Source organism: Cyclobacterium sp. 1_MG-2023 (assembly GCF_030546805.1).
In the GTDB taxonomy this organism is placed as follows: domain Bacteria; phylum Bacteroidota; class Bacteroidia; order Cytophagales; family Cyclobacteriaceae; genus Cyclobacterium.
The window spans coordinates 358,223-371,859 of record NZ_JAUOPC010000002.1 but is presented as its reverse complement, the minus strand read 5'-3'; the positions used below and the strand labels follow the sequence as shown (position 1 = coordinate 371,859).

At 38.6% G+C, this 13,637-nt stretch carries 8 protein-coding genes; all 8 read left to right on the top strand.

Features of this window, described 5'->3' with window-relative positions; translation table 11 throughout:
* Positions 1-162 precede the first annotated feature (162 nt).
* The 8 genes from Q4534_RS03850 (at position 163) to Q4534_RS03815 (ending at position 13,599) form a co-directional block, all read left to right on the top strand.
* Positions 163-702, top strand: a complete 540-nt coding sequence (locus tag Q4534_RS03850; RefSeq protein WP_303611851.1) for a YfiT family bacillithiol transferase — start codon at positions 163-165, stop codon at positions 700-702.
* 160 nt (positions 703-862) lie between these two features.
* Positions 863-1,204: a YciI family protein gene (locus Q4534_RS03845; RefSeq protein ID WP_303611850.1), complete on the top strand. Its 342-nt coding sequence runs from the start codon at positions 863-865 to the stop codon at positions 1,202-1,204.
* Between the two features lie 8 nt (positions 1,205-1,212).
* A complete protein-coding gene (locus tag Q4534_RS03840) occupies positions 1,213-1,671 on the top strand; it encodes a DUF1569 domain-containing protein (RefSeq protein ID WP_303611849.1) in 459 nt (152 codons plus the stop codon).
* A 6-nt stretch (positions 1,672-1,677) separates the two neighbouring features.
* Positions 1,678-2,913 (top strand): RNA polymerase sigma factor, encoded by a 1,236-nt coding sequence (locus tag Q4534_RS03835; RefSeq protein ID WP_303611848.1) that lies wholly within the window; start codon positions 1,678-1,680, stop codon positions 2,911-2,913.
* A gap of 717 nt (positions 2,914-3,630) precedes the next feature.
* Positions 3,631-5,931, top strand: a complete 2,301-nt coding sequence (locus Q4534_RS03830) for a hypothetical protein (RefSeq protein WP_303611847.1) — start codon at positions 3,631-3,633, stop codon at positions 5,929-5,931.
* 168 nt (positions 5,932-6,099) lie between these two features.
* Positions 6,100-7,419 carry an APC family permease gene (locus Q4534_RS03825; protein WP_303611846.1) on the top strand — a complete coding sequence of 440 codons (1,320 nt, stop codon included), beginning with the start codon at positions 6,100-6,102 and terminating at the stop codon, positions 7,417-7,419.
* Positions 7,420-7,718: 299 nt separating this feature from the next.
* Complete coding sequence (locus Q4534_RS03820; protein WP_303611845.1) at positions 7,719-8,507, top strand: hypothetical protein; 789 nt, start codon at positions 7,719-7,721, stop codon at positions 8,505-8,507.
* A gap of 238 nt (positions 8,508-8,745) precedes the next feature.
* Positions 8,746-13,599, top strand: coding sequence for a RecQ family ATP-dependent DNA helicase (locus Q4534_RS03815; RefSeq protein ID WP_303611844.1), 4,854 nt, complete (start codon positions 8,746-8,748; stop codon positions 13,597-13,599).
* Positions 13,600-13,637: the final 38 nt, after the last annotated feature.

The window sequence follows — 13,637 nt, the reverse complement described above, 5'->3', positions numbered from 1 at the left end:
ATAGTTTATATGGAAGAAATTAAGGGGAATACAAAAACCGATCATTCAGGATGGCTTGAATAATTAATTGTGTTAAATTCAAACCGATACCTATTTATTCCCAATTTGCACGCTTCAAAAACTTAAGCTTCTCCGTTTTATGCCTAAACTACTCATGCCTATATGGATATCCAAAAACTCAAATTCCCAATAGGGAAATACAATCTTGATAAAAATCCAAATAGTGAATTAATCACTCAATGGATCAAGCAGATCGAAGATTTTCCTACCAGCATCGAAGACTTATGCCGGAATATTTCCCTTGAACAACTCAACTGGAGGTATAGACCGGAAGGATGGAAAGTAAAACAGCTGATACACCATTGCAGTGACAGCCATATGAACAGCCTTATTCGATTTAAGTTGGCGCTGACAGAAAAATCCCCTACGATTAAACCCTATTTTGAGGACAGGTGGGCAGCATTGGCTGATTCCTTGGACGACAATATCGAAAATTCATTGATCCTCTTGCGGGGATTGCATAAAAAATGGGTAATCCTCCTCAGAAGCCTTAATGATGAGCAATTGAGGATGGAATATACACATCCCGAACATGGTGAAAAATTCAATCTAGCCGAAACTATTGGGAATTATGCATGGCATTGCAAGCATCATTTGGCCCATATCAGAAATGCCATCGCTTCGAATGGAAAATATAAATGATTGGTTATACAAAGAAAAATAAGCGTTTTGGTTAAAACAATAAAGAAAACGAATTTGCTCTTCATCAATAAAAAATAAAATTAAAAAAAATGCCAACAAATATGTCCTATATTAAAAGCCCTAATCGTCATAAAGACATAAACTTAAAAAATTAGATATTATGAAAGAATTTATGATGATTTTCAGAAACGAAAAATCCGATCAGCAAAATCCATCGCCTGAACAAATGCAAGCGATGATCAACCAATGGCAGGATTGGATTGGAGGAATTGCTGCTCAAGACAAATTTGTTAGCACAAATGCTCTGGGTTATGAAGGCCAAACCGTAAACGCAAGCGGGGTAGTTAGCGATGGCCCATATGCCGAGGTAAAAGAGATTGTTGGCGGATATATTATCGTAAAAGCCCTTGACCTAGCGGATGCAGTGAAGCTTTCCGAAGGTTGCCCAACCCTTTTAATGGGTGGAAAAGTGGAAATTAGGGATGTAATGGTTATTAACTAATTTACAAAATGGCATTACCAAATATATTTAGCAAGGACATTTTAGAAAATGTTATTCAACGAATTAATAACCTACAACCTGAAACGCAACCGAGTTGGGGAAAAATGAATGTTTCTCAGATGCTGGCCCATTGCAACGTTGCCTACGAAATGGTATATGACAACAAGCATGCGAAACCGAATTTCTTTATGAAAGCCATAATGAAAACTTTTGTGAAAAAAATTGTAACAGGTGAAACTCCTTATAAACGCAATTCACAAACCGCACCGGCTTTCATAATTAAGGATTCCAGAAATTTCAAAACAGAAAAAACCCGCTTAATCGATTACCTCAATAAAACCCATCAGTTGGGTGCAAGTAGTTTTGACAAAAAAGAATCCCTTTCATTCGGTAAACTAAGTGTCAACGAATGGAACAACATGTTTTATAAGCATTTGGACCATCACTTAACTCAATTTGGTGTTTAATCATTTATGAAAGAAAAGGAGCTCATTCCTCATTTATTTAAAACAGAGTACAGGAAAATTATTTCTGTACTCTGTAAATTGTTTGGGATCGTTCACATAGAAGTAGCAGAAGATATCGCAAATGACACTTTTCTTCTGGCTGCTGAAACTTGGGGACTCAAAGGTATCCCTGATGCCCCCACCGCTTGGCTTTACAAAGTAGCCAAAAACAAAACCAAGGATTATCTCAAAAGGGAAAAAATTTTTAGCGAGAAAATCTCCAAAGAACTCAAACACGCCCCTTCCCCTTCTTATGAATTGGAACTTGACCTTTCGGAAGAAAACATTAGCGACAGTGAATTACAAATGTTGTTTGCGGTCTGTAATCCGGTCAACAGCAATGAATCACAAATTGCCCTGGCCTTAAGGATACTTTGTGGCTTTGGTATTGAAGAAATAGCCAATGCTCTTTTAAGTACGAAAGACACAATCAATAAAAGACTTTACAGAGCAAAATCAGTCTTAAGAGAAAACAATATAGACCTGTCTTTTCCATCAAAATTAGCTCTTGAAAACAGATTGGACAATGTGCTTTCAATTTTATACCTCCTATTTAACGAGGGTTATTGTTCTTCCACCTCTTCAAAGTCTGTCCGAAAGGAGCTTTGCTTTGAAGCGATGCGCCTTCTTTACATCCTTACAGAAAATAGCAATACCAATGTCCCCAAGGCCAATGCACTAATGGCATTGTTTTGCTTTCATTCCTCACGGTTTGATGCGAGAATTGACCAATCCGGACAACAGGTCATCTATGACGAACAAGATAAATCAAAGTGGGACCTTGAACTTATTGAAAAAGGTGAATACTATCTCAACTTATCAGCGAAGGGCAGACCAATATCGAAATATCATTTAGAGGCAGGTATTGCATTCTGGCACACAAGAATTAAAATTACACATAAAGAAAAATGGAACAATATTCTTCAATTGTACAATCGGCTATTGCAAATCGAATATTCCCCTATTACGGCTTTAAACAGGACCTATGCTTTGGCAATGGCTGAAAGTAAAGAGACAGCATTGAAACAAGCACTAAAAATTGACTTGAAACAGAACCATCTTTACCAATCCCTTCTGGCTGAATTGTACAATGGATTAGATCCGGCCAAACACCTTCACCATTTGGATTTGGCCCTGAAATTGGCAAAAAACGATAATGACAAGCTATTCCTAAAGAACAAACTAGCGAAAGCCGGAGGCTAGAGTGAAAAAGCAGAATTTTACTAAAAACCAACCCAAATACCTCTTCATATTGGCTCATTCTGCACTAGTACGAGAAACTCACACCATACGGCCGGATTGATAACTTGACTTTGACAGCTTCCCACGGCCTTCCACTCCCCATTTTGATTTTGCGCCTTTGTAAGAAATTGAAATAGGTACTTTACTCCCTTATTACAGTAGGAAATCCGCTAATAGTTTATCCTCGATAGGCTGCAAGGTGGAAATTCATTCATCAACCTTAAAATAATGATAGTCAAAATTGGAAATTTCAGAACATCTAGCCTCTCGGTTTAGGTTTAAAAGTAAGAATTGGTGATGACTCCTTTTACTCTGGCAATTTTTAATACCATCACAAAACCAAGGATGCGGTGACCTAGCCAAAATTACGGAAAGCGAGGCCTTGTTTGAGGATGATTATTCTGGGCTAAATTATTCTATGGTTCATTTTTTTCATCAACACATGTCTTGAAATATAAAATACACCTACCATTTCGCGATGGAATTACTTCTCGATTGATACTGGAAACCCTTTTACATAATCCGAATTTAAGCTTTTTCACCATTGGAACGCCCATTATTTTGGGCTATATTCACCCCTCAAGCCACTTACTGCTATTGGTTACATAGCATTCAAGTTCGCCAATGCTGAAAGCAACTACTTGCCCTCAATGGAACCCCATTAATTAAGATTACATTATGATTGGAAATACCCGTAGAAACACAACCATTAGACACTATATCGGATGGCTATTTTTTATCCTTCTGGCAAGTAATTGTACAAACAAGGAGCAGGGTACCTTTAGCACCTCATATTTTAAAATCAAGATTGATAACAAGGGCTTTATCACCAGTATGAAGCATCCGAAGTTGTCTCATAATCGGGAATTTAGTCCAGCGGATAAACCTTCTCCTTTAATGTGCCTCTATGATAGTCAATCAGAACGGTATTTTGAACCTATAAAGGCAACATTTAATCAAGCGAACGACGCAATTACACTGGATTTCCCCAACGGGTCAGTTGCTAAAATAAGGCTTGAAGAAAAAAATAATTATTTAAAGCTCAGCCTTGAATCCCTTTCACAATCCGAAGGTATTGAGAACATTCAGTGGGGGCCTTATCACACCAATATCACCAATCTTTTCGGAGAGATCATCGGTGTGGCGAGGGACACCAGTGAGGCAGTCAATTATGCCATAGGAATGCTCTCCCTAGATGACAATACTCTTGGAGGTACTTCTGAAACCATAGCTGATGCTGCACCTTTTCAGTATATTATCCACTCACCGGATCCTTCACGCTACCCCTTACCTGACTCTTTGGCTGAAGGTCAGGTTTTCACACTTGGCGGAGATGGGATAAATGATGTGGCATTTTATGCCCACAAAGAGCCCTATTTCAGAATAATGTACGGAAATGCGGCTACTGTTGATGAAAAAGGTAGAATATCCATTAATTACCACTCAAGGGACCGAACAAAAAAGAGAGAAGTTTATTATTCCTTGATCCCAAATATGCCGGTCAACACACCCAATCACTTGGAAGTCCAACCCTTGCCGGGAATTGATTATATAGGTTCTTCTATCGCACTATGGGGAAGCCCGGATAGCATTGCATTGATGGAGGTTATCCAAAATATTGTATTGGAAGAAGACTTACCCTACCCCACGATTGGTAACAAATGGGTAAAGGATCCATCGGCTTTTGTACCTGATGCTTTAACACATGGAAACTTAAATGACAGCATTATTTCCTATACTTCCCAATTGGGCTTTAAGGCCATAAGCATGTATGACCAAGGTTTTGTAAGACCTGATAGAGGCAACGAAGGTTATATTGACGGGGAAAATTTTGAAAAAAAGCCAATACAGCTTACTTCTGGAAACAAATCGCACAAGGAGTTTGCTGAAATGGCCGCAAAATATGGGATTACAATTGGTAGAACCACAATAACAACTGCACTCGCTCCCGGAACCAAAGACGCCAGTCCAATCCCAAGTGATAGTCTTTGTTATCAGCAGAAACGATTGTTAGTAAACACAATCAGTCCGGAGGACACCCTTATTATTGTTGATGACCCTAAGTATTTGGATGAAATTGCGAGTTGGGAAGGGCATGCTGAGAATTTAAATATGATAAAAATTGGCAAAGAGCTCATCTATTACTTGGGTGTTTCAGAAAGCAAACCCTATAGGCTTTTAAATGTGAAACGTGGTTATTGGGATACCAAACCGGTTCAACACAATCAAAATGACACCATTTACAAATTGCAGGTTACCTTAAATTATGGTTATGACGGACTTATTCCCAACATGGAGCTACAGGATAAAATAGCTGCATACTATGCCGACATCTGTTTCATCAACAGAATAGGCTATTACGATTTTGATGGGCAGGAGTTTTTATTTAACAATGGACATGGCTACTACTCAGCAAAAAGATTTTTTCGAAAAATGTTTGAGCGAGCGGCGGAGCATGGTATCCCTCCTATCCGCTTTACAGGAGCCACTTTATCTGAGGGTTCCTGGCATTACCAAAGCATTTGGAATGTTGGAGGCGGTAAAAACCTATATGATGTAGAAACCAGAGAATGGGGAAGTACCACCAGCCAAGGAAAAGACCTGAGAGATGTTACTTATGCTAATTTCTTCCCTATTGGTATGGGCCGAAACTTCGCAATCAATGCCAATTCAACGGTTGAACAATATTCCCATATTCAAGCGATTTCTGTAGGACTTGGCACTACCTATAGTTTGGAACTGAATCAAAAAGAAGTTGAAAATTGTCCTCAGAAATACGAGATCTTTAAAACAATAAGTACTTGGGAAAAGGCCCGGTCGGCCAATGCATTTCCGAGGAAAATCAAAAAACTTCTGGCAGACCCCAAAAGAAATTGGGTGCTCGAGCAAGGGGAAAACGATGATTCTTGGATACTGAAAGAATTTAAGGAAGGCAAGCATATAAAAAGTTATAACCTAACCAAAAATCAACGTGGCTAAGGAGATTATAGTCAGGATAGTTCACAGTTTCTGTTTTTTTTACGGTGACAAATCCATAATCAGCCAATCAATTCAAAGGGTTTTTCAATTCTATTAGGAATTACTAAATTTAGGCTTTTTATCAAAAAGCTATTCTTTTTCCAATAGCCAACAGCCTCCTTTTAAAAAATGACACAACATAGAAATAGAAATAAAAACCTCGGCCTTGTTGAATTAATTGCCATAGCCTTGGGCGGCATGGTGGGAGGCGGTATTTTTACCATTCTTGGTATTTCAGTAGCATTGATTGGGAATTTAACTCCCATTGCAATTGCAGTTGGGGGTGTAATAGCAGGCTTGGCTGCTTATTCCTATGTAAAACTCGGCACCTATTATAAAGATGAAGGAGCCACCTACTCCTTTTTTAAACGGACTTATCCCGGTTCTAATTTTTCTGCATCTGCCATAGGTTGGTTTATCATCTTTGGATACATCAGTACCCTGGCGTTGTATGCCTATACTTTTTCTTCTTACGCCCTAAGTAGCACCGACTTTGCGGAAAACATCATCATGCGAAAAGGAGTCGCAATTGCTGTCATTGGCCTTTTCACCTTGATCAATGTTTGGAGTGTAAACGGTATGGGGAAAATTGAAGACCTTATGGTGTATACCAAGCTCATCGTTTTATCGATAATCTCTTTTGTTTTGATTTATCATGGCACAACAGATGTAGAAACATTTTTGGAAATCATGGCTTTAGACGCTGAAAATGCAAATGTATTTTCTATTATTATTGTTGCCTCCCTCACCTTTGTCGCCTATGAAGGCTTTCAATTGGTTATCAATGCGGTAAATGAAATGAATCAACCGGATAAAAATATCCCTAGAGCCATTTACAGTGCCATCATCTTGGCGGTGTTGATCTACCTAGTCATCTCTATGGGGGCTTTATTTGCCATTCCTTCTGAAGAAATTATCAATAATAAGGAGTTTGCCCTTGCGGCCGGAGCTGAAAGTATCTTAGGTAAAATAGGCGCTAATCTTGTAATTCTAGGGGCTATCCTAGCCACTAGCAGTGCGATTAGTGGAACGCTTTTTGGCTCATCACGCCAAATGGCTGTCATTGCTAAGGATGGTTTTTTTCCTCATATCCTGTCCCATAGGGAAAATAATATTCCAAAAAATGCCATAATAGCCATGGCCATCATTTCCAGTCTCTTAATCACCATAGGTGGTTTGCAATTGATTCTGGAGTTTGGCAGTGTAACTTTCTTATTGGTTTCTTTTTTAATGGGTATTGCCAATTATAAAATAAGAAAGCAAACCAAGTCCTCCACTTTTATTACCCTGCTCTCTATTGTTGGACTTGGTATAGGTGGTTTAATGATTTTGTATTATGAAATGACAAACAATTGGGAGCAGATGCTGGCCATTATGGTGCTTTATGCTTTTCTTGGCTTGGGGGCCCGGGAATTTGCAAAAAGAAAGGCGCTCTACCTGAAAACATAAGTTTAAAAACTGTATTGAGTAGGTATTAAATGCAAAATTTTCTCTTGGGGAGGAATATATTAAATAAAATTATTTTCCAGATAAATAGAAAATAGTAATTTGTGCCCTCTTAGATGGGCGTCCTAATTATTGAAAAAGGCCAATCCTTTGTACTTCATCCATGAACTTACTTTTTTAAGATTCAGGTAAATATTTTTGACCCAATTTAATCCGTCTATCCTAGGGATAGGCCATAACCTTGTCAAGATAAATTTTTCTTATAACAACAATTTTTATCACCTAATAACAATTCAACACCTATGAAAAAAGTTACATTTACACTTCTGTTTTTTTCTTTAATAATTGTTTCAAAGCCCTTATACGGGCAGATAGATGTTAATATTACAGATCTAGAAAACGATGAAACCATTAGCTTTGGCGATATCTTTGAAACCTATGATCTGGACAAAGAGTTGCCAACCGTTGTCATTACCTGGAGTGGAAAATGGTGTTTTCCCTGTATAAGCTTGATCAACCGATACTTGGATTGTGACATGTCCATGATGAACCTTATCACCATCAATGTAGACAATGAAGAAAACCGAGAGGAAGTTTTAAATGAAGGCTACCACGATGATTGGAGAAAAGCCCTAAACTTCCATGCAAATATAGGGGAGGATGAAAAAGGCTTTGATAATGTCTTCAATGTAAGCTCTGCCCCGCTGATACTTTATTTAACTGATGGCAATATTTCGGATGCGCTGGTAAGTTATTCCGTTTACCCCTATCGAATGATACAAACAGGCCGTATTGATGACATTAATTTTGTATGGGACAGCGCAAATGATTTAAATTCTTTGGCCTGGGCCTATTACAAAAATGAAGACGATGAGAGCAAATTGGAAGAGGCAAAAGAATGGGTAATCCGTTCAATTGAACTGAATAAAAACTATTCCAATACAGATACTTATGCGGCTTTACTTTTTAAAACCGGAGATTATACAAAATCTCTAAAAGTTGCTAAAGAGGCCATAGAAATCGCCAAAGAAAATGATGAAGATTACAGTACCACAACTGATTTAATCAATTCCGTTATTGAGAAGCTATAGCTAAAAGTTAATGAATAAGGGCCGTGATTCATTTGTGTTACGGCCTTTTTTTCTACTCCCTTTCAAACATCCATTCCTCCAAAACCATTTCACAGAACAATTCATTATAAAATCAATACTTAACAAGAATATAATTCCCAAATACTAACCCTCACCAAACCCGGCAAATATTCTTATCTTAGCTAAAACATTAATAGACCAAAACATAGCCTAAATTTATTTCTACGATTAATCAATCATGAAATCAATAGCTTTCATAGATACTGAAATAGCTGTAAAAACCCAAAAAGTGCTTGACATAGGAAGTGTTAAAAGCAATGGCGAGGTTTTTCATTCCCCTTCCTTGAGCGATTTTATGGCATTTATTAAGGGCTCTCATTATATCTGTGGACATAATATTATCAAGCATGATTTAAAATACATTCGCAGGGTGCTCAATGACCTAAGTTTTGACCCTTCAAAAATTATTGACACCTTATACCTCTCCCCTTTACTTTTTCCCAAAAGACCCTACCATGCGCTTGTAAAAGACGATAAGCTTCAAACAGAAGATAAAAACAACCCCTTAAATGACTCCAAAAAAGCCAAGGACCTATTTTATGATGAAGTCGCTGCTTTTCAACAACTAAGCAAACCCCTACAAAAAATTTATTATAAGTTGCTTTGGCATAAACCAGAGTTTAAGGCCTTTTTTACTTTTTTGGACATTAATGAAATAAGATGGGACGTAGAAAGCTTAATCAGAGAAGAATTCCACAACGATATTTGCCGAGAGGCAAATTTGACTAAACTCATTGAAGCCTCCCCAATCGCACTCGCTTATAGCTTGGCTTTAATCAATACCAAAAGTCGCCTATCAATAACCCCTCCCTGGGTAATAAAAAATTACCCGGACATTGAAAGTATTTTGTACCTATTGAAAAACAACCCTTGTTTGAGCGGATGCCTGTATTGCGATCAGGCATTGGATATCCATAAGGGGTTGAAAAAGTTTTTCGGCTTTGAGGCGTATAGAACCTATGGAGAAGAGCCCTTGCAAGAGAAAGCCGTAAAAGCCGCAATAGACAACAAATCCATACTTGCTGTTTTCCCTACCGGAGGAGGCAAGTCCATCACCTTTCAGGTTCCTGCTTTGATGGCAGGAGAAAATGCAAAAGGCTTGACAGTGGTAATTTCTCCCTTACAGTCTTTGATGAAAGATCAGGTGGACAACTTGGAGAGAAATGGCATCACAGATGCCGTTACCATCAATGGGCTTTTAGACCCTATTGAAAGGGCCAAATCATTTGAAAGGGTGGAAAATGGAGCAGCATCTATTCTTTATATTTCTCCGGAATCCTTGCGATCAAAATCCATTGAGTATCTTTTACTTGGAAGAAATATCATCCGATTTGTAATCGACGAAGCACACTGCTTTTCTTCTTGGGGACAGGACTTCAGGGTTGACTATCTATATATAGGGGATTTTATTCATGAGCTACAAAAGAAAAAAAACAGGGCTGAACCCATCCCCATTTCTTGTTTCACTGCCACCGCCAAACAAAAAGTAATTGAAGACATCTGCAGTTACTTCCAAGACAAGCTATCCTTGGAGCTGAAGGTATTCAGCTCCAAAACCTCAAGAACAAACTTACATTATAAGGTTTTCCCTAGGGAAGACGAGGAACAAAAATACAATACGGTAAGGAGTTTAATTGAAGAAAAGGATTGCCCTACAATTATTTATGTTTCCAGAACCCATAAGGCCTTTGTATTAGCAGAGCGCTTAACCAATGATGGTTTTAGTGCCAGGTCTTACCATGGAAAGATGGACAAACAGGAAAAGTCCGAAAATCAAGATGCTTTTATCGATGGAACAGTCCAGGTGATGGTTGCCACCTCTGCATTTGGCATGGGAGTCGATAAAAAAGACGTTGGGATGGTGGTCCATTATGAAATTTCAGACTCACTTGAAAATTATGTACAGGAGGCCGGCCGGGCAGGAAGGGATGAAAATATCTCAGCAGACTGCTTTGTACTATTCAATGAAGAGGATCTCAGCAAACATTTTATCTTACTCAATCAGACCAAATTAAGTATAAAAGAAATTCAACAGGTCTGGAGAGCCATTAAAAATATCACCCGGTTTAGGTCAACGGTATCCAATTCCGCCCTAGAGATTGCCAGAAAAGCGGGTTGGTATGACAATATAAAAGAAATAGAGACTCGCGTAAAAACAGCGATTACCGCATTGGAGGAGGCCGGTTATATCAAAAGGGGCCAAAATATTCCAAAAATATACGCCAACAGTATCCTCGCCAAAAACGCACAAGAGGCCATCGATAAAATCAATGCTTCTGAAAAATTTAAGGATAAACAGAAACAACACGGTATTCGGATAATAAAAAAACTTTTTTCCAGCAAAAGCAAAAACCACTCAAATGAGGAAGAAGCCGAATCACGCATAGATTATATTTCTGATCATCTGGGGATTGTTAAAGGGGAGGTCATTCAGATTATCCGCCTACTCCGAGAAGAAAACATCTTGGCAGACTCCAAAGATTTAACAGCCTTCATAAAAAATGGAGAAAACAAAAACCGCTCACTCGCAATAGTAGAAGCTTTTGCCCGTATTGAAAATTTCCTTCTCTCTACCTTCCGGGAAGAAGAGAGGCCCTTTCAAATAAAAGCATTGAATGAGGCAGCTGAAGAAAATGGCTGTAAAGATGTTAGCCCTTATAAAATCAAAACGCTAATTAATTTCTGGGCAATTAAAAATTGGATCAAAAGGAAGGCCTTGAGTTTTTCCCGGTCTCACATGGCAATAATTTGCATTCAGCCAAAGAAAAAACTAGGTGAAAAACTAAAAAAACGACATGAACTGGCCGTCTTCATCATCAATTTTTTACATTCGAGAGCCCTATCAAAAGCCCCTGAAGAAGAACAAAACAAAGCTCAGATCCTGATCGAGTTTTCGGTGCAGGAACTAAAGGAGGCCTACGAAAATTCATCCCTACTTTTTAAGCTTCCTATCACAGCTGATGACATTGAGGAAACCCTTTTCTATTTATCGAGAATTGAAGCTCTAAAAATTGAAGGTGGATTTATGGTGGTCTACAACCAATTGACCATCGAGAGAATTGAACAGGACAATAAAATCCGGTACAAGGTCGATGATTACCAAAAGTTGAATCAATTTTATGAAAACAAGGTACAGCAGATTCATATTGTAGGAGAATATGCCAAAAGAATGCTGAGTGACTACCAGGAAGCCTTACAATTTGCCGAAGATTATTTCCAATTGAATTACAGCGTTTTTTTAAACAAGTATTTCAAGGGAAGCCGACAAAATGAAATCAAAAGAAACATCACACCCGGCAAATTCCGCCAACTTTTTGGCGAACTTTCTCCCCGTCAATTGAAAATAATCAAAGACAATCAGTCCAATAATATCGTAGTTGCGGCCGGTCCGGGAAGTGGGAAAACCAGAGTTTTGGTTCATAAGTTGGCTTCTTTACTGTTGATGGAGGATGTAAAACATGAACAATTACTTATGGTTACTTTTTCAAGGGCAGCAGCGTCAGAATTCAAACAAAGACTACTCAAGCTAATCGGCAATGCAGCCAATTTTATCGAGATAAAAACCTTTCACTCCTATTGCTTTGACTTGCTGGGCAAAATTGGCGACCTGGACAAATCGACCGATATCATCAAAAAAACAGTAGAGAAAATAACCGGTGGAGAAGTGGAAGCCAACCGAATTACCAAGACAGTTTTGGTGATAGATGAAGCTCAGGATATGGATGCCGATGAATTTGCTTTGATCAAGGCCTTGATGGAGCAAAATGAAGAAATGAGAGTGATTGCTGTGGGAGATGATGACCAGAATATTTTCGAATTTCGAGGTGCCAATGCTAAATACCTGGAACAATTTATCCATAAAAAACAGGCCGTTAAATATGAATTGATAGAAAACTACAGGAGTCAAGGAAACCTCGTTAACTTCACCAATCAGTTTATTGGAAGACTTCAAAACAGGTTAAAAACCAATCCAATAAAAGCCGTTTCCCAAAAAAATGGAAATATAAAACTGGTAAAGCACCGGGGACAGCACCTGATTTCTCCCTTGGTAAATGACATCATGAGTACAGAGCTCAAAGGAAGCACCTGCGTATTAACCAGATCAAATGATGAAGCATTGCAAATCACCGGTTTATTGCTCAAGCACAAGTTCCCTGCCAAGTTAATTCAGACCAATGATGCCTTTAATTTATACAACCTTGTGGAGCTTCGTTATTTCGTCAATCACTTGGAGTTAACGGAAGAGGTATATGTGATTCATGAAGAACTATGGACCCAAGCCAAAAAGGCGTTGTGGCGGAAGTACAAAAAAAGTTCGAAAATTGAAGTATGCATTAACCTGATTAAGGAATTTGAAGCTTCCCACCCTAAAAGAAAGTACAAAACTGATTTGGAACTCTTCCTCAGGGAGTCAAAGCTAGAAGATTTCATATCCGACAATGGAGACACCATCTTGGTTTCGACCATTCACAAAGCCAAAGGTAAGGAATTTGACAATGTCTTTTTACTCCTACAAAACGTAAGTCGGTTACAAGATGAGGACATCAGGCTATTGTATGTCGCCATGACAAGGGCCAAACAGCAGCTGTCCATTCATTTAAAAGGGGATTTTCTAGACAATATTATCGTTGACGATCTGATCAAAGTGACAGACTCCGCCCATTGGCCTGAACCGGACATTATGGTGATGCAACTCAGCTATAAAGATGTCTGGTTGAGTTTTTTCAAATATACTCAATACAGAACTTCCCTTTTAATCAGTGGTGATGAACTACAGGCAAAGGAGGGGGCATGCTTCGACCAAGAAAACCAACCCATCTTAAAGTTTTCGAAAAAATTCAAAGGGCAACTGGAGGACCTGGAAAAGCGGGGATACCAACTTGCCTCAGTACATGTAAACTTTATCGTATATTGGGAAGAAGAAGAAACTGAGGAAGAAATATTGATCGTCCTGCCCGAATTGCATTTTAAAAAAACAACCAATCCAATTGGCCGTATAAACCAGGCAGCCAATGTTCCTTCTGCTACCTGAGCATAGCTATTGAAACCATTTCACCTGTAAAAGAGAAG

What these genes read in the sequence shown, in the direction of transcription:
- Q4534_RS03815 (WP_303611844.1), top strand. Translation starts at nt 8,746, where the DNA reads ATGAAATCAATAGCTTTCATAGATACTGAAATAGCTGTAAAAACCCAA.
- Q4534_RS03830 (WP_303611847.1), top strand. Translation starts at nt 3,631, where the DNA reads ATGATTGGAAATACCCGTAGAAACACAACCATTAGACACTATATCGGA.
- Q4534_RS03845 (WP_303611850.1), top strand. Translation starts at nt 863, where the DNA reads ATGAAAGAATTTATGATGATTTTCAGAAACGAAAAATCCGATCAGCAA.
- Q4534_RS03835 (WP_303611848.1), top strand. Translation starts at nt 1,678, where the DNA reads ATGAAAGAAAAGGAGCTCATTCCTCATTTATTTAAAACAGAGTACAGG.
- Q4534_RS03820 (WP_303611845.1), top strand. Translation starts at nt 7,719, where the DNA reads ATGAAAAAAGTTACATTTACACTTCTGTTTTTTTCTTTAATAATTGTT.
- Q4534_RS03825 (WP_303611846.1), top strand. Translation starts at nt 6,100, where the DNA reads ATGACACAACATAGAAATAGAAATAAAAACCTCGGCCTTGTTGAATTA.
- Q4534_RS03840 (WP_303611849.1), top strand. Translation starts at nt 1,213, where the DNA reads ATGGCATTACCAAATATATTTAGCAAGGACATTTTAGAAAATGTTATT.
- Q4534_RS03850 (WP_303611851.1), top strand. Translation starts at nt 163, where the DNA reads ATGGATATCCAAAAACTCAAATTCCCAATAGGGAAATACAATCTTGAT.